Raw genomic sequence first — 19,739 nt, forward strand, 5'->3', positions numbered from 1 at the left:
CCACCCTTCACAAGGAGTCATACATGACCAAGACCGTTATCAACAGCGACAAGGCCCCGGCCGCCATCGGTACTTACTCCCAGGCGATCAAGGCTGGCAACACCGTGTACATGTCGGGTCAGATTCCTCTGGACCCAAAAACCATGGAACTGGTCGAAGGCTTCGAAGCCCAGACCATCCAGGTATTCGAGAACCTCAAAGCCGTGGCAGAAGCCGCCGGTGGTTCGTTTAAAGACATCGTCAAACTGAACATTTTCCTCACCGACCTGAGCCACTTCGCCAAGGTCAACGAGATCATGGGCAAGTACTTCGACCAGCCTTACCCAGCCCGCGCCGCCATCGGCGTTGCAGCCCTGCCAAAGGGTTCGCAGGTTGAAATGGATGCCATTCTGGTCATCGAGTAATGTGTCTGGCGCAGCCTTGCGAGGCTGCGCCGACTGATCTTGTACAAAGGGTTCTGAAAGGATTCCACCATGCGCCACGCGCTAGCTCTCTCGCTGGTCGCCCTACTCTTGGGCGGATGTGCCAGCAACCCTGCCGACCGTGATATCAGCGGCACCTGGATCAACCAGGTGGCGATCGATGCCGCATCCAAAGGCGGCCCCCTGCGTGAAGCGCTCCAGGCCTATGGCCCGAATCTGGAATGGAACGTCAACACCAGAGCCGGTCAGGCCCGCTACACCAATGGTTTTGAAAACGTCGAAGGCAAGCTGCTGGGCGAAAAATCCGGCGCCTGGAATGTCGACTTTTATGGCAGCTCCGCCAGCGAGCTGAAGCGTGATGGCAAGCGACTGAACCAGGCTGCCAACGACAACGAGCCCGAGCAAGTCTTCGACCGTGCATCGGTCCAGGTTCCGGAAGGAGCGCCTATTGGCGCTAGTTTCGAGCGCGCGCTGTATTCGGCTTACATGGGCGGCAGCTGGAAAATCCTCAGCGGCCCGGGCGAAGGCAGCACCGTCCAGTTCCAGGCAGACGGTCAGGTCGCCGGTCTGCCCGGTGCAGATCGCTATGCCCTGTGCCTGGCGGGCGATTGCGCGTCGATGAGCGGCGGCAACGACAACATCTGGCTGCAGTTGAATGGCCAGGGCAATACCTGGATCTTTGCGCGCAAGGGCAAAGAACTGGAGATTTTCCAGACGGTGAACACGGCACTGGCGGACGAGATGCCTTCGTTCACACCAGGTGATCGCAAGTGGTTGCTCGAAAAGCAGTAAGCCGGCCCTGAGGCCAACGCAGAACCCATGTGGGAGCGGGCTTGCTCGCGAAAGCGGTGTAACAATCAACGATGATGTTGAATGTTATGTCCCCTTCGCGAGCAAGCCTGCTCCCACATTTGGTTTGAGGTGACTGGAAGTCAGCAGCGGCCTTCGAGGATCGCGGCATAACCTTCGCGAAAACTCGGATAGCGCGGCGTCCAGCCCAACGCCTTCGCCCGGGAGTTACTGCAGCGCTTGCTGCCGGCACGACGCACACTGGCATCATCGGCCCATTCGGTCACGCCCAGATACTCACGCAACCAGCCCACCACCTCTGCCATTGGCGCAGGCGCATCATCGACACCTATATACGCATCATCCAGCGCCACTCCACGCCGATCCGCCTCAAGCAGGAACGCCAGCAACCCCGCCGCGTCGTCGACGTGAATCCGATTGGCGTACAGCGGCGGATCGATCGCCACGCGATAACCGCGACGAACCTGAGTCAGCAGCCACTCTCGACCTGGACCATAAATACCGGTCAGACGCACGATGCTGGCCGGGATGCCGCTATCACGCGCCACTTGCTCGGCTTCCAGCATCAAACGCCCCGAATAACCGCCCGCCACCGTCGGCGAGGTTTCATCGACCCACTCACCGTCCTGCTGACCGTAAACACTGCTGCTGGAGACAAACAGAATGCGCTTTGGCTGCTGGCCATGTTGTTTCAACCACCCCAGCACATGCTGCAAGCCTTCGACATAGGCGGCGCGATAGCCCGCCTCGTCGTGGTCGGTGGCAGCGGCGCTGTACACCAGATAGTCCAGTGGCGTGGTCGGCCAGTCAGCCGGGCATTGCGCGCTGAACAGGTCACCCGCAACACCAACCACTCCGGCCGGCAAGCGCGACACATTGCGGCGCAGGCCATAAACCTGCCAGTGCCCTGCCAGCAATTGCGTAGCCAGACGGCTGCCGACATCACCGCAGCCGGCGATCAAAACAGAAGGCGCGGACATCAGAAGACTCCCTCAAGAAAGGTACAGACTAGCGCCCGAAATGGATAAGCAGCTAGCAATGGAAGAAAAAAAGAGACGCTATTACTTTTGTTAACAAGAATTAATTGCAATAATGCCAGCCACTTTTGTTCTCGGCCTTACGAGGCCTGGAAGAACACTTACCGTCTTTTCCTCTCAGGTCCGGCCAGCATGACACGCAATCAACTCTCCGCTTCGCCAACCAAACGACCTCGCGCCTGGAGCGCGGTAGCCGCCCTGCTGCTCAGCCTGATGCTGGCGCCGACCGCCGCATTCGCCGATGCGCAAGCGCCGGCCACACAGCCTGCGGCTACTCAAACACCAGCCGTTCAAACCGCACCTGTCGCGACCGATCCGGTCCAGGCCGTAGACGCCGCGGACATGCCGCAAGCTCTCGAAGCCGACAACTCCCTGGGCATGGCCCACGACCTGTCGCCATGGGGCATGTACAAGAACGCCGATATTATCGTGAAAATCGTGATGATCGGCCTGGCCATCGCCTCGATCATCACCTGGACCATCTGGATCGCCAAGGGCTTCGAGCTGATGGGCGCCAAGCGTCGTCTGCGCGCTGAAATCGCTCATCTGAAAAAAGCCGCCACCCTTAAGGAAGCCAGCACCACGGCGGCCAAGGAAGGCACCCTGGCCAACCTGCTGGTCCACGACGCGCTGGAAGAAATGCGCTTGTCGGCCAACAGCCGCGAGAAGGAAGGCATCAAGGAACGCGTGAGCTTCCGCCTCGAGCGCCTCGTCGCAGCCTGCGGTCGCAACATGAGCAGCGGCACCGGCGTGCTGGCCACCATCGGTTCCACCGCGCCGTTCGTCGGCCTGTTCGGTACCGTATGGGGCATCATGAACAGCTTCATCGGCATCGCCAAAACCCAGACCACCAACCTCGCCGTCGTGGCCCCCGGCATCGCCGAAGCCCTGCTGGCGACCGCGCTGGGTCTGGTTGCAGCGATTCCTGCGGTGGTCATCTACAACGTCTTCGCCCGCTCCATTGCCGGTTACAAGGCACAAGTGTCCGACGCCTCGGCGGAAGTCCTGCTGCTGGTCAGCCGCGACCTCGACCACCAGCCGCCCGAGCGCAGCTCGCAACCGCACATGGTGAAAGTGGGGTAATCGGCCATGGGCCTGCATTTGAAAGAAGGCGCAGACGACGATCTGGCCGAGAACCACGAAATCAACGTCACGCCGTTCATCGACGTAATGCTGGTGCTGTTGATCATCTTCATGGTGGCGGCGCCGCTGGCCACCGTGGACATCAAGGTCGACCTGCCCGCCTCCACCGCCAAACCGGCGCCGCGGCCAGAGAAACCGGTGTTCCTCAGCGTCAAAGCTGACCAGCGCCTGTTCCTCGGCGAAGACGAAGTGAAGACCGAAGCCCTCGGCGCCACACTCGACGCCAAGACCCAGGGCAAGAAAGACACGACGATCTTCTTCCAGGCCGACAAAGGCGTGGACTACGGCGACCTGATGAGCGTGATGGACGCCCTGCGCGCCGCCGGCTACCTGAAGGTCGGTCTGGTCGGACTCGAGACGGCAGCCAAAAAATGATCAACACGCGCCAAAAGCTGACGCGTTACAGCGGTAGCCTGGCCGTGGTGCTGGGCGTCCATGCGCTGGCCATTGCACTGGCGCTGAACTGGACGTCACGCCCGCCGATCGAGCTGCCGCCGCAAGCGATGATGGTCGAGCTGGCGCCGATGCCGGCCCCGCCACCGCCCGCACCGCCGAAGGTGATCACGCCGCCACAGCCACCGGCACCGGTGGAAGAACTGCCGATTCCAAAACTCGCTGAAGCGCCGAAGGCCGAGATTGCCGTGCCCAAGCCGGTCAAACCCAAGCCGAAGCCGCAACCGCCCAAGCCTGTGGAGAAAAAGCCGGAGCCACCGAAGGAAAAGCCTTCCGAGGAGAAGCCTAGCGACACGCAGCCAACCCAGGCGCCGACGGAGAAGTCCGCTCAGCCGGCTCCCGGTCCATCGCCCGCGCAACAAGCCGCCAAGGCCAGTTGGCAAGGCACCCTGCTCGCGCACCTGGCCAAGTACAAAAAGTACCCGGCCAGCGCACAGCAACGCGGCAAGGAAGGTTTGAACCGTCTGCGCTTTGTGGTGGATGCCGAAGGTAACGTGCTGTCGTTCGAACTGGTGGGCCGCTCCGGCAACGCCGATCTGGACCGGGCTACCCTGGAAATGATCCGCCGCGCCCAACCGCTGCCCAAGCCACCGGCCGACATGCTGAACAACGGCACCATCGAAATCGTTGCACCGTTTGTTTACTCGCTGGAACGCCGACGCTAAAAACACCGCCGCTCCCACAGGTTCTTCGGCGGTTACAAAACCTATAAAAGGCACCGAAAGGTGCCTTTTTGCATATCTGGAAACGGCAAACCTGCATTGCCCAGTGTCACTTAGCACACTCAGTCTGATAACGTGCGTCTATCGATTGCAGCCGGTATGCTTGGCCCGCAACTTCATGGACGCTTGCTATGACTCTCACAGAATTACGCTACATCGTTACCCTCGCCCAAGAGCAGCACTTCGGTCACGCGGCCGAGCGTTGCCACGTCAGCCAGCCGACCCTGTCGGTGGGCGTGAAAAAGCTTGAAGACGAACTCGGTGTGCTGATTTTCGAGCGCAGCAAGAGCGCCGTGCGCCTGACCCCGGTCGGTGAAGGCATTGTTGCCCAGGCACAGAAAGTCCTGGAACAGGCCCAAGGCATCCGCGAACTGGCCCAGGCCGGCAAGAACCAGCTGACCGCGCCGCTGAAAGTCGGCGCGATCTACACCGTCGGCCCGTACCTGTTCCCGCACCTGATTCCACAACTGCACCGGGTCGCCCCGCAGATGCCGTTGTACATCGAAGAAAACTTCACCCACGTGCTGCGCGACAAACTGCGCAACGGCGAGCTCGACGCGATCATCATCGCCCTGCCGTTCAACGAAGCCGATGTACTGACGTTGCAGCTCTACGACGAGCCGTTCTACGTCCTGATGCCGGCCCAACACCCGTGGACGCAAAAAGAATCCATCGACGCCGCTCTGCTCAACGACAAGAGCCTGCTGCTGCTCGGCGAAGGCCACTGCTTCCGCGATCAAGTGCTGGAAGCCTGCCCGACCCTGGCCAAAGGCAACGACGGTGCCAAGCACACCACGGTGGAATCCAGCTCGCTGGAAACCATCCGCCACATGGTCGCCTCTGGCCTGGGCATTTCGATCCTGCCGCTGTCGGCGGTGGACAGCCACCACTACGCCCCCGGCGTGATCGAAGTGCGTCCATTGAGTGCGCCGGTGCCGTTCCGCACCGTAGCCATCGCCTGGCGCGCGAGCTTCCCGCGGCCCAAGGCGATTGAAATCCTCGCCGACTCCATTCGCCTGTGCTCGGTGGCCAAGCCGCCAGCGCCGGTGGTGGCCGGTTAAGTCGCTGTCATGACCGAGTTGTCGCAAGTGTCGGTGACGGCACTCAAGGGTGTCGGCGAAGCCATGGCCGAGAAACTCGCCAAGGTCGGTCTGGAGAATCTCCAGGACGTGCTGTTCCACCTGCCGTTGCGCTATCAGGACCGCACTCGCGTGGTCCCGATCGGCCATTTGCGACCCGGGCAAGACGCGGTGATCGAAGGCACCGTCAGCGGCGCCGATGTGGTCATGGGCCGGCGCCGTAGCCTGGTTGTCCGTCTGCAGGACGGCACCGGCGGGCTCAGCCTGCGCTTCTATCATTTCAGCAACGCCCAGAAAGAAGGCCTCAAACGCGGCACGCGGATTCGCTGCTACGGCGAAGCGCGGCCCGGCGCCTCGGGGCTGGAGATCTACCACCCGGAATACCGCGCCATCACCGGTGACGAGCCGCCGCCGGTGGATGAAACCCTGACCCCGGTCTACCCGCTCACCGAAGGCCTGACCCAGCAGCGTTTGCGCCAGTTGTGCATGCAAACCCTGACCCTGCTCGGCCCCAGCAGCCTGCCCGACTGGCTACCGACCGAACTGGCCAGGGATTATCAACTGGCGCCGCTGGCCGATGCGATCCGCTACCTGCATCACCCGCCCGCTGATGCCGACGTCGACGAACTCGCCCTCGGTCATCACTGGGCCCAGCATCGTCTGGCCTTCGAAGAACTGCTGACCCATCAACTGTCCCAGCAGCGCCTGCGCGAGAGCATGCGTGCCCTGCGCGCGCCGGCCATGCCCAAAGCCACGAAACTGCCACAACAGTATCTGGCTAACCTCGGCTTCACCCCGACCGGCGCCCAGCAACGGGTCGGCAACGAAATCGCTTACGACCTCAGCCAGCACGAACCGATGCTGCGGCTGATTCAGGGCGACGTGGGCGCGGGCAAAACCGTGGTCGCCGCCCTCGCCGCGCTTCAGGCGCTGGAAGCGGGTTATCAGGTCGCACTGATGGCGCCCACCGAAATCCTCGCCGAGCAGCACTTCATCACCTTCAAGCGCTGGCTCGAACCGCTGGGCATCGAAGTTGCGTGGCTGGCGGGCAAGCTCAAGGGCAAAAACCGCGTGGCCGCGCTGGAGCAGATCGCGGGCGGCGCACCGATGGTGGTCGGCACCCACGCACTGTTCCAGGACGAAGTGCAATTCAAGAACCTGGCACTGGCGATCATCGACGAACAGCACCGCTTCGGCGTGCAGCAGCGCCTGGCATTGCGGCAGAAAGGCGTCGGCGGGCGGATGTGTCCGCACCAGCTGATCATGACCGCCACGCCGATCCCGCGGACGCTGGCCATGAGCGCCTACGCCGACCTCGACACCTCGATCCTCGACGAATTGCCCCCCGGCCGCACCCCGGTGAATACGGTGCTGGTCACCGACACCCGGCGCGTCGAAGTGATCGAACGGGTGCGCGGCGCTTGTGCCGAGGGCCGTCAGGCCTATTGGGTGTGCACGCTGATCGAAGAGTCGGAAGAGCTGACCTGCCAGGCCGCCGAAACCACACACGAAGACCTCACCGCCGCCCTCGGCGAGTTGAAGGTCGGCCTGATCCACGGCCGCATGAAGCCCGCCGAAAAAGCTGCCGTCATGGCCGAATTCAAGGCCGGCAACCTGCAACTGCTGGTCGCCACCACCGTGATCGAAGTTGGCGTGGACGTGCCCAACGCCAGCCTGATGATCATCGAAAACCCCGAACGCCTTGGCCTCGCACAATTGCACCAGTTGCGTGGCCGCGTCGGCCGGGGCAGCGCCGTCAGCCATTGCGTGCTGCTCTACCATCCACCGCTGTCGCAGATCGGCCGTCAGCGGCTGGGCATCATGCGCGAAACCAACGACGGTTTTGTCATCGCCGAAAAAGACCTCGAACTGCGCGGCCCCGGCGAAATGCTCGGCACACGCCAGACCGGCCTGCTGCAATTCAAGGTCGCAGACCTGATGCGCGACGCCGATTTACTGCCAGCCGTGCGCGACGCCGCCCAGGCCTTGCTCGAACGCTGGCCGGATCACGTCAGCCCGCTGCTCGACCGCTGGCTACGCCATGGGCAGCAATACGGCCAAGTGTGAGCACTGTCGCAGTTTCTGGACCCTGGCCTTAAACAAGCTGGTTATACTCCTGCAATTGTTTGAAAACGGATACAGACCATGACAGAAGCTGCCCTCGCCCCCGAAACCCCGCACGCTCCGTCTGTTATTCGGCTGCTGCTCGGCAAGCTGGGCATCGCCTACCAGGAAGTCCTCGACCATCACGGCCTGAACGCCTCACGCAAAGTGCAGGCGGTTTTGCTGGACGATGCCGTCGGCGCGCTCATGGTGCTGTTTCCGCAAAGTCAATTGCTCGACCTCAACCGCCTCGCCGAACTCACCGGCCGCCGGTTGACCGCCGTATCCACCGAACGCCTGGTAAAAATGCTCGGCAAACACAGCCTGAGCCTGCTGCCCGGCCTGCCGGCGCTCACCAGCTCGCCGTGCCTGTATGAAGAAAGCCTGCTGCGCGAACCGAAGTTGCTGATCAACTCGGGCGAGCCAGGCGTGCTGCTGGAAATCACCAGCGAAGATTTCAAAACCATGCTGACCAAGGCCAGCGCCGGCAACTTCGGCGAAGCCGTGCACAGCATCCGCCCGAACCTCGACCGCCCCGACGATGACCGCGAGGAAATCACCCAGGCCGTGCAAGCGTTCACCGCGCGGCGCATTCAGCAACGCCTGGAAGCGACCATCGAAATTCCGCCACTGGCCGAGACCGCGCAGAAAATCATCAAGCTGCGGGTCGACCCCAACGCCACCATCGACGACATCACTGGCGTGGTCGAAACCGACCCGGCCCTGGCCGCGCAAGTCGTCAGCTGGGCGGCGTCGCCGTACTACGCCTCGCCGGGCAAGATTCGTTCAGTGGAAGACGCCATCGTCCGCGTGCTGGGTTTCGACCTGGTGATCAACCTGGCGCTGGGCCTGGCCCTGGGTAAAACCCTGAGCCTGCCCAAAGACCACCCGCAACACACCACGCCGTACTGGCAGCAATCGATCTACACCGCCGCCGTCATCGAAGGCCTGACCCGCGCCATGCCCCGCGCCCAGCGCCCGGAAGCCGGCCTGACCTACCTCGCCGGCCTGCTGCACAACTTCGGCTACCTGCTGCTGGCCCACGTCTTCCCGCCGCACTTCTCGCTGATCTGCCGCCACCTGGAGGTCAACCCGCATCTGTGCCACAGCTACGTCGAGCAACACCTGCTGGGCATCAGCCGCGAACAGATCGGCTCATGGCTGATGCGCTACTGGGACATGCCCGAAGAACTGGCCACCGCCCTGCGCTTCCAGCACGACCCAAGCTACGACGGCGACTACGCCGAGTACCCGAACCTCGTATGTTTGGCCGTGCGTTTGCTGCGTAGTCGCGGGATTGGCTCGGGGCCGGATGAAGACATTCCGGATGCCTTGCTGGAGCGTGTGGGACTGACTCGCGACAAGGCCAACGATGTGGTCAGCAAAGTGCTTGAAGCTGAAGTGCTGCTGCGCGAATTGGCTTCGCAATTTAGCCAGGCCTAAAAGCATCGTCGGATCGCCGCCCGGACCAAGCCACGCTCCCACAGGACTCAGGTAATCCCTGTGGGAGCGGGCTTGCCCGCGATGAATCCCCCACCGATCTACCTGATCACCACAACCCCTGTGGCGAGGGAGCTCGCTCCCGCTCGACTGCGCAGCAGTCGCAACCCAGCCGCCGCAGTGTGTGAGATACAACCGAAGTCTCAGGCTTTAGGGCCGCTTCGCAGCCCAGCGGGAGCAAGCTCCCTCGCCACAAAAGCCTCCTCCACTCCTGACTGGATCAAGGTTCTCAGGCCTCAGCCTTCGCCTTCCTAGGCTTCAAATACTTGGTCAACCCCTGAAACCAGATCACCAGCGCCGGGTTGCCCTTGATCTGAATCGACTTGTCCTGAATCCCCTGCATGAACGCCAACTGCTTGTTCTTCGCCTGCATCGTGGCAAAGCCATACGCCGCGTCTTTAAAGGCAATCGCAAACGCAGGCTCGGCATACACGCCGGACTTGCTGGTAATGCGCTGATCCTTCACCACGAAATGCCGCGCCACCTTCCCGTCCAGGGTCTGTAGCTGAAACACCAACGCCTTGTCACCCAACTGCTGCTGAAACGCAGGATTAGTCCGACTGGCCTTACCCATCAACAAACCCAGCATCCACAGAAGAAAACGAAATTTCATGCGCACAGCCTCAAAAGAAAAATGAACGGCCGGCGCAGTGTAGCGGCTCCAAGCCAGAACGCCACTGTCGGGTTGTGTTAGAAGAAGATGAACTGCTTTTCCCGCATGATGACCGCTAAGTCACGCTTTGCACTTCATTCTGAGGGACCCGACCTACACCTAAAGAAACACATTCCTGTAGGAGCTGCCGAAGGCTGCGATCTTTTGATCTTAATGCCCTCAAACCACTCGGACATTTCCTTCAAAACGCCGGGCTGTCCGTGAACTAGGCGACCTTGGCGTTCACCGATAACCTCTGTTCGTCACCGCAAAATCGGTGACTCGGACGTGCAAGTCCGGAATCGGCACACAATCGGTTATGGCTATTCATTGAGCGTTTTCTTATGCTCCCGAATCGTTATGGCGGCTGTGTGTGGGAGACCTTCGGGTCTGCCGGTTTGCCGATTCCGGTCTTGCACACCTATACACAGCTGCCACCTCATTCGAAGTGCAAGCGAAACGGTGCTAGCTCCTAATATCGGTACTACTCAAATGATCAAGCCAACACCGAATCCCCCAGAAAACCCAGCCACATCCCCCTACGAATCCTTAGATTCCAGAAAACTCCACGAAGCCGCCGAACGCGCCCTCGACCACCATTTCGCCCCACCACCCAACGAAAAACCCAAGCGCAAAGGCAAACTCTTCACCGTCTCCCCCGACATCGACACCGAAGCCCTCCTGGCCAACGCCTCCGAAGACCTGAAGTCCATCAGCGCCATCGCCGCCGACCTGGCCGATGACATCGAAGGCACCCGCCGCTCAGTCGCCCTGGCGCTCAGCAGAATGGCGGATGGGGTGCAGTTGTTGGTGGAGCGAGCGCTGGATCATATTGATTCGCCAAATCCGGCGGAGCATCGGGCTAAGGCGTAGCGAAATCGCGGAAATAGAAAGGGGACGTTGAGTCCCCTTTCTCGATGATCTCGACTCACCACTGACAGCCTGTCTCTGGTGACGCCTCCATGCTGATATCTTGATCGAACGAATATTTCTTACCGGATTTGTAATTCGTGTAGTACATCGAGTTTACCCGAGCCCCCTGAGTCGCCCTTTCATACTCCCCCGTCACCACACCGTCAGAAACCTCCACCCAAGTCGTCGTGAACTGATAAGGCCCGTCCTCCGTCATGACTTCTTCCACAGTGTTCCGATAGACGAGAGGAATGGCCTTCTTTGACTTGCTATACCTAACCCCCGCGCCGCTCCATTGGGTGACCGAGTCGTAATAGGTTCTGAATTCGAAATTGATGTTTTTACCTTCCAGCGAACGGAAACACGAGACCTGTGTTGTGATCTCACTACGGGCCGTCAGCGGCAATACCAACAACAGCATTAAAAATAACTTCTTCACAGATCCCTCTGATCTCATTTTTTTGAAAACGATGACGTGCGAGCTTACCGCATGCCTAAAGTGAAAAATCCGAGACTTCTGCAAGCCGCCAACATTCCCCACGAACAAACTGATACTCGAAGACATAATCGGTATCCGGCTTCTGCAGGATCGCCGTGGCGTTGTTGCCCCGTTCTTCCTTGACGGTCAACGTAAGACCATCGGCCTCTCGTTTCCCGCGATCCGGGATGATTGGAAACTTGATCTGATCGCCGCTGACGCTGCGTTTTTCCATCTCAGGCTCGGGATCTCCCGCCACAGTCGTGACCATTTTCAGCGGTTGTTGGACGAAGGCTTTCTGCACGTCTGCGCGTTCGGAGAAAGCTGAGAGGAACGTTGAAAAGTCGGTCGAGGGGCAAGAGTCACTGGCCGCGTCACCATCGGCTTGTAGTGTCTTCTGACGGTTGCCCTGACCCAGTTTTGAATTCGCAATCATCTTTGCATCCAAGTCTGCCAAGCGCTTCTTAATGCTCGCCGCATCCTTGTAAGCACACTCGACTTCTACGTCATCTTCCAGATTTAGACCGTCGCGGCAGTTCTGCAACTCAGGGTCTGGCGGGTCACCGCGAAAAAACTGCAAGGACAAGTGATCGCCGTCCTTGAAGAGCGGCAGTTCCAGCACCGAATAGGAATCACCTTCGAAATGGCTGTGCGAGACTTTGTGTTTTGTCAGAACAAACATGGACTTCCCCGCTCGCTCAGGGAATTTGCGCTCGAAGAAGAACACCGAAGCAATTTGTTCGCCTTCGACCTTCCACACATAATTCAGCGAAGGCTTCACCGCATTCATGGGGGCGTAGAAAATTTCAGCATCAGGCACATGCACGCCCCCAACCTGACCTTTAAGGTTGTTCTTCAAAAAGAACACCGTGATCTTTTGATCACCCAACGAAGCAACCACCGGCGGATGCAGCTCGCCTATGGTTTGTAGGTCACTTGCCGATGCCGGTTGAGCCGACAAACCGACCATGCATCCGAGCGCAGCAATAAAACTTAAGAGCCTGGCCAATTCCACCCACTTCCCTGTTGATCAATCTTCAAATATTTACACTGATGGTTTCACGCTGCTTCAGGAGCGCCGCACTTCAGTTCTTTGATTTGCTCATTCTGAATCGGAATCACGCAGGCGAGACGCTTCTCTCCGTCCCCACGAAGCTCGAACAAGCTGAGCGTCAGGTGTAAACCATCGGCAGCAAATGCATGATCCTCAAACAACGCACTGGCATAGCCATCCCAAAACGATTTGCCGTCAAAACTGCAAAACCGCTTGGAGGAAAGCACTCTCCAACCGCCGTTAGGCGCCAAAATCTGAACCGTCAAACAAGGGCTGCCAAAGGTGCTGACATAACGCGCCACGACATCGCCGAAGCGCTGGGAGCCGGACAGGAACACCTTGTTGAGATCAACCACATTACCCGGCTCATCAGCGACGATAGTGTCCAGATAAGCCGCACGCTCCAGGCTCATTCTGGCCACGCAGTTGTTGATAGTCGTAACATGCAGCGCCACACCGGGCTCGCTTTCCGTGGCTTCGAGCGGGCACGTGGTGTCGCGCAGCTTGATCCACGCGCGCTGGGCCTCTCTGGCCATCGCCATCAACGCCTTGCCCTGTTCAGGGTCGCGCCGCTGCTGAGACTCGAACCGCGCTAGCAGTTTCTTGTAACTAGCATTGAGCTGTACGTCGGCTTCTTTGCGTGCCGCTTCCACGCACAGATCGATCTGCCAGCTCACGGTGGTCTCTTTGCATTCGTCCTTGGCCATCGCGATGGAGGCAAACAGGCATCCAAAGGACAACGCGATACAGCGCACAAACATATTCAATTTTTCATTCCCTGAATTACAGATCGCTCAACTACACGTTGCGTAAGACCATAAAAACGCATAAAAACGGGGACAGACTACGTTTTTCAGATCATTATTGAAACGTGGCCTGTCCCCATTTCACTCAATATAATGACCGGCGAAACTTACTATAATAAACGGGACAGATCTATTTAAGCTCCCCACCATGACCAAAGCCATTGAGCGCAACAAATAAATCCACCCCCTTTACTCAGAAGAGATTAAGGATTGTCATATTCAACTTTCTGCGCAAACCGACTCTCGTCAACTAGATCCCTCTCCTTAACACCATACTTGTTAAGCAAGTCCTCATAAGATCCGGAAGTATCAAATAACTTATATGAGTTACTAAAAACATGATAAATCAGCTTTCCTTCCTTTGAATAATAACCGTGCCACTCAGGGCAAGAGCCGCATCCACCAAAACCACCTATAGACACCACGCTTTCTTTGCTGCCTTTAATACAAGCCATAGAAACTACAACATTTGATAAAGACTTAACTTTTCTTCCGGAGTCTGTAAGCTGAGAGACCTTATCAATTTTACGACGATTTTCTTTACCATTTATTTTAATAACTTGATCTGTACATACAGGCAGCCCCCCATGCGGCTGGGATATCTCTACCGTATCTTTCTGGCAACTCGACACCAACTCAACTTTAATTCCTTCACAATCCATGACATCTTTTTTTACATACGACTCAGCACCTGGAGAAGACACAGCAATGCCTGACGATAAAAACGACAGAAAAAAAACAGCAGTTCTATTCTTGAACATCCGCAAATACTCCTACTCTATAAGATCTGAAATAGAACCAATTTTCAACGGCAAATCGCTTTCACCAGCGAGCTCTTGCTCCACCAGTTCTTGGTACGACCGCAAAGTGGCATCGAGCTCCATCGTGGGCTGATCATAATTCGATCCAGGCAAACTCGCCCACTCATCCTTGCACAAATTAATCGCTGCCTTGATATCGCCACGCATTATCTCGGCAAGCGCCTTTCTGCGATACTTCAGCACCACGACACAATACCGGTCTTGCATCTCAGGTGAAAAACTCGTAATTCCGTATTTTTCCCGTAGCTTGATCGTGCCCTTATCTTTCCACACATAAGCCATGACTTGGTAGGCACCGGCTGCGCTTGACCATATTTTCTTCCCTGTTTTTTTAACGGTTTTTTTCATCATTAAATCAGGGTGATCAGCGAACGTTTTTCCATAGTCCCTAACAAACGATTCACCACCAAACAAATGCTCGTACCCTATCAGACCGGTTGTCCCCTCCCCAATCTTTAACATCCTCAAGAAAGCACGTATGCGGGCCTCTTCAAGAGTAAGGACGTGAATCTTCTTTAAATTATCGATAAATGCTATCGGATGAAAGTGATAAACGGACTTTGGCAACGCAATCTGCATGCCCCCCGCCAATTCGTCCCAGAAGACAAGTTTATCAATCCTTTCTTGCTCGAGCTTCAGCACTGCGGGAGTTTCTAAAAGGATTTCCTTCAGTCGTGCCCACTTCGCTTCAGAGGATTTTGCCTGCCACTCCGTGGGATGATAGGCAATAAGCTTAGTCCAACGACCACGGAGTTCTGTGTCTCGAAGTCCCGCCTGCAATTCCTCAACAGTGACATTACCGTCAGCCACTCCCTTCTTATCAATTTCGGAGTAAATTGTCTTAAAAAAATCCGGCATAGCTTCAACATCTAAAAAACCATCAGCACTTTCATTACTTTCTTTGACGACACTGAACCCCAACTTCTCCCAGTCATGCTGACTAAGTACCGTAGCACCTTCTTTTCGCAAGAACCCTTCCAATAGAGAAGGCCCGTCTTTTATTGAGAGCCCATACCACTCTTTCCCGTCTGAATCTTTAGCAATCTTCGCCTTACTTGCAGGAACAATAATTTTTTTTGTAAGAGGTGATTGCTTTGGAGAAAATGATATCTTTCCACCAGCTTCAGACTTTCCATATAGGTCCATACCAACATCAAGAACAATGTGTTGATTCCCACTCGTCAACTCTTTCGGATTTTTTATAATACTAGCGATATCATCGCTACTAAAAACCTCAATGTGAACCTGATGCTTACTTGATTTTCCTCCAGCGGGGCCTGCCAACACCTCATTCAAACCAAGGTACCCAATCGGATCTCCCGCCTTGATTGCGGTATTTGTGATCACCACGTTGTCAAAATCTGTAGGTGTTACAGGAGCCCAATCAACAAGATGGTTAGATTTATCATTTTCCACACACGCCCAGAAGGTAGGTGGAACTGAACCACCTTTTTTCAAGCCAGTAGGTGGTTCTGAATTACTTGGCACAAAGGTGCATTCAGCCATTTTTAGCAGCTTATTTTTTATTTTTAAGTTTAGAACTTTTTCGCTATCAAACTCAATAACACTGGAAGTGCACAAAACCATGTCAGCGCTTATTGGATCACCTGCCTCCGCACCATTGACTTTTGACTCTGGCGGATTACGCAGCTGTAAACCTTTCGCAGTAACCGTGGCCCGAACTTTGCCCTGCCAGTATACAGGCCTCAATCTCTCAACCTTGCCATCTGATGGATAGTGCGAATAGGGTAAAAGATGCATATAAAGACTGAAGAAAGTCATTATATCCTCTGAGGCCGCACTACCTTTTTCGCCAGACTTTCCAGGCACCTTATAGTCATGCCTAACCAAGCAAAATGAACTTGAATAACTTAAATCCAGCTTGACTCCGCTCCCATCGAACTTTGAATTGACGTAATTTTCATTTAAGCGGTAGGCAACCACAACTCCATCAGCAATACATCGAACAGGCTGATCACTTATACATTGGGGCGCACTCAGCTCGCTTATATGAATCCCACCGTGCCAAAAATTGTGCCCCCCCAACAAATAGTACCCTGATACCTCTTTATCAAGAACCGAATAGATCTCGTCTGAGTTTTCATACTGACTTCCATCTGGCTTCCGAATGGGATACTGAAAACTCATGATTGGCGCTGGGCTGGTCGGCTTAGCTTCCGTAGCTGGCTCTGGAGCCTGCGTCTCACCTGTTCTAAACTGTTCTTTCGCTCTTAAGAATTTTGTTGGGACAGGCCAATAGTATGCTGGCGGCTTACTACCAAAAAACGCCTCGGAGGGTCCGTTCTTAGATTGTGCACCGAAGATCTTTCCGGCTCCAGTCTTGGAGTTAAACTCCATAACTATGCCAGTATGAAAAAGAGGTTTATTGCTTCCCTTGAGCGGAAGTATGTTGATCCAAAGGGCTATATCACCCTCCTTTACGTCCTCAGGCATTACTTCAGTATAATAATCTGAGGTCTCCATTACTTCCGTTTGTTCATATGGAATTTTATAACCAGCGCCAGTAAGCAACAGGTTCACCATATGAGAACAGTCAATCTCTTTTTGCCCAGCAGCATTCGTTTTTAGACCGGTACCGCCCATCAGGTAAACGTAACCGCTATTGATGTATGGATGTCTTAAATCAAGTGGTTCGGTCATTTTTGCTTCCTGCAAATCAATAGCAATAACTGGATTTGGTGGCGTCAGTACTTTGCTTGTTCAGTCGTTTCAGGTTTCTAACAGCGGTGTCGTTACCCTTGTCGGCGGCGAGGCGATAGCACGCTATTGCTCTCGACATGTCTTTGGTCACAAGCACCCCATCTTCAAAGGAATAACCCAAGTAGTTCAGGGCATCAGCCGAGCCCATCGATGCAGCCCGAATGAGCTCCTTTTCAGCCAATTCCGGATGTTGGCACGGACCTTCCGGTACGGCGTTATTCCCATAACAGTAAAATGTTGAAAGTGCAGCGGCACCATCAGCAAGGGTGGTTGCCGCTGCTTTGAATAAGATCTCGACCTTCTCCGTCTCCAACTGCGACGCCATTCCTGAAAGGCTCAAACTCGCTGCATTCAAACTAGCCTGTGGATCACCAGAAGCTGCCGCGCACACATAATTTTCCAACGACGCTTCGAAAAACTCTCGAGTCAGCCGGTATTCACCAGCCCCCAATCCACCAAATGCTTCTGCACGCTGATAACAAAAATTCTCTGCAGTACTCATGGTCGGAGAGCTCGCCACAACAAGGTCCTTCTCGCTGACAGACCAATCCTCAACGCCCTCCAGAACCCAACACGCCTGGCGAGAAAAGTTGAAAATCTTGATGTTGCTGTTGCCCGCTCGCTTATCCACTACGTTGAAATGACTATCGTCGATCGCTTCGACCTCAACACCCTCAGTCTTGTCTGTGCCCACAGGCGCCATTAGCGGAAACGCCAAATTGGAGCTGTTAACTCCCGTCGTTTGTGGCTCAAAAACTCCATGCTCTCCCACCGGTTTCAAAACCAGCGACTTCACCGTCATCGCAGTCAACCGCTGCTGAGTTTCAGCATTCGCAGAGAACGCCGGAAGGAACTGGGAAAAATCTTCGGACGGGCATTCATCCGCATAAGCGCTGCCATGAAACAGGCTCAGCAGCGAGGCGGTGAAAACCGCTAAAGCGAAGCCATTGCTCTTCTTCAAAACACCATTCATGTCGATCACTCAGAAAACACAAAAAAAGCCTTCGGTTTAACCTTCTCAGGCGGAGCATTCCCCAACGCCTGATCCATCAAACTCCCCGCCTTATCCTTATCCGCCGCCCCCGGCAGCACCGGTGGCTTAATCCCAATCCCGGTCCCCGAGCCTGCAGATCCACCGGCATTAATCTTCACCACCGGCCCAACCACGGTAACCCCACCCGCATCGAGCTTGATGAAGCTCCCTCCCGCCTTTACGGTCAGCTCCATCCCAGCCTCGATAACAATCTTGTCCCCAGCCTTCAGGTGAATCTCCTTCCCGGCACTGGTCAGCTGCGCAGTCCCCAGCTTGACGTGCTGGTTCTGCCCCACCGTCAGGTGATCATCCATCCGCGCTTCGGTCTTGCGATCAGCAATCGTGGTGCGGTGCTCTTCGGCCTTCAGCTCGGTGTAGGTGTTCTTCACCACGGTGTCGTGGCGTTCATTCCCCACCCGAATCTTCTGGTCGTGCTCGATGTTTTCATCCCAATCCCGTTGGGCATGAATAAAGATCTGCTCCGCCCCTTTCTTGTCTTCGATCCGCAGTTCGTTGTACCCACCCCCCCCTGGTGAGCTGAGGGTTTTGAAGACGGTGCGGGTTTTGTTCGTCGGCAGGTCGTAGGGAACCTGGTTTTCCTTGTGGTACAGGCAACCGGTCACCAGCGGTTGGTCGGGGTCGCCTTCGAGGAAGGTGACGAGCACTTCCATGCCGATGCGCGGGATGGCGATGGCGCCGTAGCGGTCGCCGGCCCAGCTCGAAGAGACGCGCATCCAGCAGCTGGTTTTGTCGTCGGCCAGGCCTTCGCGGTCCCAGTGGAATTGCACTTTGATGCGGCCGTATTGGTCGCAGTGGATTTCTTCGCCTTTGGGGCCGGTGACCATGGCGGTCTGGCTGCCGAGCACGCGGGGTTTTGGGTGTTCCAGGGCCGGGCGGTAGAACACGTTCCACGGGGTGGCGAGGAAGCGGTTGCGGTAGCCCTGGTGGAAGTCGTCTTTGTTGTCGGTGGTGTCGCTGGTCACCGCCTCTTCGAGCACTTGTGGCTGTTTGCCTTCGTGGACGATTTCGGTGAGCAGCCAGAGGTCGTTCCACTCGGTGCGTGGGTGGTCGGACATTTCCACGAAGTGGCCGCTGACGAGGGTGGTCTGGTCGCCATGGCCTTCGGCTTGTTGGTAGTCGGCGCGGTGGCGTTCCAGGGCGCGCTGGCTGAGGAATTTGCCGCGGGCACGGTCGAGGAAGCGGCCGGGGTAGTCGTAGTCTTCGAGGTCCGGTTCGGTGCTTTCGCCGTCGGGTTTATAGCCGGCTTCGAGTCGCAGGTTGGGCTTTTCGAAGTCGTAGTCGCGACGGGTGACGCGGCCGGTGCGGGTTTCCAGGCGCAGTTTGAAGCCTTTGATCACCGGTTCGTCGGCGACCATGCCGCTGCCTTGGACGTAGGCGGTGGGCTGGCCGAGTTTGGGGAACACGGTCTGGTCGTCGCCGAACACCAGCAGGTGGGCTTTTTCGCTGTGCTGGAAGTGGTAGTGAATGCCTTCTTCTTCGCACAGGCGCTGGACGAAGTGCAGGTCGGTTTCGTCGTATTGCACGCAGTAGTCGCGGTCCGGGCACGGCTGGCTCAACTGGAATTTGTAGGCGTTGCCTTTGATGCCGTGTTCTTCGAGGATCAGGGCGATGATTTTCGGCGCCGACATCTGCTGGTAGATGCGCTGGTTGGTACGGTGATGCAGGTATTGCAGGTGCGGCACCAGGGAGATTTTGTAGCGGGTCAGGCGCTTGCCGGCATCGCCTTGGGCGACGCGGTAGATCTGGCCGTGGATGCCACTGCCTTTCGGGTCGAACGCCAGGAACGCCTGCTTGTGCAGGAGTTTTTCCAGGTCCAGGTCCGGGTTTTCGCTGACCAGTTCCAGGTCGAATCGATACGGCTGGCTGATGCCTTCGGTGCCGGTGAACGACAGCACTTGCAGGTTGCCGACGTAGTCTTCGACGGTGAGGCTGAAGTGCGTTTCGTTAGCTGAGTTGAACATTGCTTGCTCCC

The 19,739-nt window shown here is 56.8% G+C and carries 18 protein-coding genes; 9 read left to right on the forward strand and 9 right to left on the reverse strand.

Translation table 11 applies throughout. From position 1 onward, the window contains the following. The first annotated feature begins 23 nt into the window (after positions 1-23). The gene (locus PGR6_RS28105) at positions 24-404 is read left to right on the forward strand and encodes a RidA family protein (protein WP_018927480.1); all 381 of its coding nucleotides are present in this window, start codon (positions 24-26) and stop codon (positions 402-404) included. A 69-nt stretch (positions 405-473) separates the two neighbouring features. Beyond that, on the forward strand, positions 474-1,214 hold the full coding sequence (locus tag PGR6_RS28110; RefSeq protein ID WP_018927479.1) for a hypothetical protein: 741 nt from the start codon (positions 474-476) through the stop codon (positions 1,212-1,214). Between the two features lie 140 nt (positions 1,215-1,354). Here the strand turns inward: PGR6_RS28110 and PGR6_RS28115 are convergent, their stop codons facing one another. After that, on the reverse strand, positions 1,355-2,212 hold the full coding sequence (locus tag PGR6_RS28115) for an SDR family oxidoreductase (RefSeq protein WP_064621106.1): 858 nt from the start codon (positions 2,210-2,212) through the stop codon (positions 1,355-1,357). 189 nt (positions 2,213-2,401) lie between these two features. Between PGR6_RS28115 and exbB the strand changes: the two genes are divergently transcribed. From exbB to PGR6_RS28145, 6 genes are all read left to right on the forward strand, one after another. Next, positions 2,402-3,352, forward strand: a complete 951-nt coding sequence (gene exbB / locus PGR6_RS28120) for a tonB-system energizer ExbB (protein ID WP_064621107.1) — start codon at positions 2,402-2,404, stop codon at positions 3,350-3,352. Positions 3,353-3,358: 6 nt separating this feature from the next. Next, a complete protein-coding gene (gene exbD / locus PGR6_RS28125) occupies positions 3,359-3,787 on the forward strand; it encodes a TonB system transport protein ExbD (RefSeq protein ID WP_007934588.1) in 429 nt (142 codons plus the stop codon). Continuing rightward, complete coding sequence (locus PGR6_RS28130) at positions 3,784-4,530, forward strand: energy transducer TonB family protein (RefSeq protein WP_018927476.1); 747 nt, start codon at positions 3,784-3,786, stop codon at positions 4,528-4,530. The genes exbD and PGR6_RS28130 overlap by 4 nt, the downstream gene beginning before the upstream one ends. A gap of 188 nt (positions 4,531-4,718) precedes the next feature. Then, positions 4,719-5,648 carry a hydrogen peroxide-inducible genes activator gene (locus PGR6_RS28135; protein WP_008007618.1) on the forward strand — a complete coding sequence of 310 codons (930 nt, stop codon included), beginning with the start codon at positions 4,719-4,721 and terminating at the stop codon, positions 5,646-5,648. Positions 5,649-5,657: 9 nt separating this feature from the next. Continuing rightward, complete coding sequence (recG, locus tag PGR6_RS28140) at positions 5,658-7,733, forward strand: ATP-dependent DNA helicase RecG (RefSeq protein WP_018927475.1); 2,076 nt, start codon at positions 5,658-5,660, stop codon at positions 7,731-7,733. A gap of 78 nt (positions 7,734-7,811) precedes the next feature. Beyond that, positions 7,812-9,212 carry an aminoacyl-tRNA deacylase and HDOD domain-containing protein gene (locus tag PGR6_RS28145; RefSeq protein WP_064621108.1) on the forward strand — a complete coding sequence of 467 codons (1,401 nt, stop codon included), beginning with the start codon at positions 7,812-7,814 and terminating at the stop codon, positions 9,210-9,212. A 286-nt stretch (positions 9,213-9,498) separates the two neighbouring features. On the opposite strand, the gene PGR6_RS28150 is transcribed toward PGR6_RS28145, so the two are convergent. Beyond that, positions 9,499-9,882, reverse strand: coding sequence for a hypothetical protein (locus PGR6_RS28150; protein WP_064621109.1), 384 nt, complete (start codon positions 9,880-9,882; stop codon positions 9,499-9,501). Positions 9,883-10,413: 531 nt separating this feature from the next. On the opposite strand from PGR6_RS28150, the gene PGR6_RS28155 reads away from it, so the two are divergent. Next, positions 10,414-10,794: a DUF6124 family protein gene (locus PGR6_RS28155; protein ID WP_064621110.1), complete on the forward strand. Its 381-nt coding sequence runs from the start codon at positions 10,414-10,416 to the stop codon at positions 10,792-10,794. A gap of 55 nt (positions 10,795-10,849) precedes the next feature. On the opposite strand, the gene PGR6_RS28160 is transcribed toward PGR6_RS28155, so the two are convergent. The 7 genes from PGR6_RS28160 to PGR6_RS28185 form a co-directional block, all read right to left on the reverse strand. Then, the gene (locus PGR6_RS28160; protein WP_064621111.1) at positions 10,850-11,272 is read right to left on the reverse strand and encodes a hypothetical protein; all 423 of its coding nucleotides are present in this window, start codon (positions 11,270-11,272) and stop codon (positions 10,850-10,852) included. Between the two features lie 55 nt (positions 11,273-11,327). Continuing rightward, positions 11,328-12,326, reverse strand: coding sequence for a hypothetical protein (locus PGR6_RS28165; RefSeq protein WP_237229568.1), 999 nt, complete (start codon positions 12,324-12,326; stop codon positions 11,328-11,330). Between the two features lie 44 nt (positions 12,327-12,370). Then, the gene (locus PGR6_RS28170) at positions 12,371-13,126 is read right to left on the reverse strand and encodes a lysozyme inhibitor LprI family protein (protein WP_064621113.1); all 756 of its coding nucleotides are present in this window, start codon (positions 13,124-13,126) and stop codon (positions 12,371-12,373) included. Positions 13,127-13,374: 248 nt separating this feature from the next. Further along, entirely contained in the window at positions 13,375-13,932 is a 558-nt protein-coding gene (locus PGR6_RS29805; protein ID WP_082920909.1) for a hypothetical protein, read from the reverse strand. A 12-nt stretch (positions 13,933-13,944) separates the two neighbouring features. Then, a complete protein-coding gene (locus PGR6_RS28175; protein WP_064621114.1) occupies positions 13,945-16,653 on the reverse strand; it encodes a glycoside hydrolase family 24 protein in 2,709 nt (902 codons plus the stop codon). Between the two features lie 16 nt (positions 16,654-16,669). Beyond that, positions 16,670-17,686 (reverse strand): tetratricopeptide repeat protein, encoded by a 1,017-nt coding sequence (locus PGR6_RS28180; protein WP_064621115.1) that lies wholly within the window; start codon positions 17,684-17,686, stop codon positions 16,670-16,672. 5 nt (positions 17,687-17,691) lie between these two features. Next, the gene (locus PGR6_RS28185; RefSeq protein ID WP_064621116.1) at positions 17,692-19,728 is read right to left on the reverse strand and encodes a type VI secretion system Vgr family protein; all 2,037 of its coding nucleotides are present in this window, start codon (positions 19,726-19,728) and stop codon (positions 17,692-17,694) included. Between the last annotated feature and the right edge of the window lie 11 nt (positions 19,729-19,739).

Source organism: Pseudomonas sp. GR 6-02, from assembly GCF_001655615.1.
In the GTDB taxonomy this organism is placed as follows: Bacteria; Pseudomonadota; Gammaproteobacteria; order Pseudomonadales; family Pseudomonadaceae; genus Aquipseudomonas.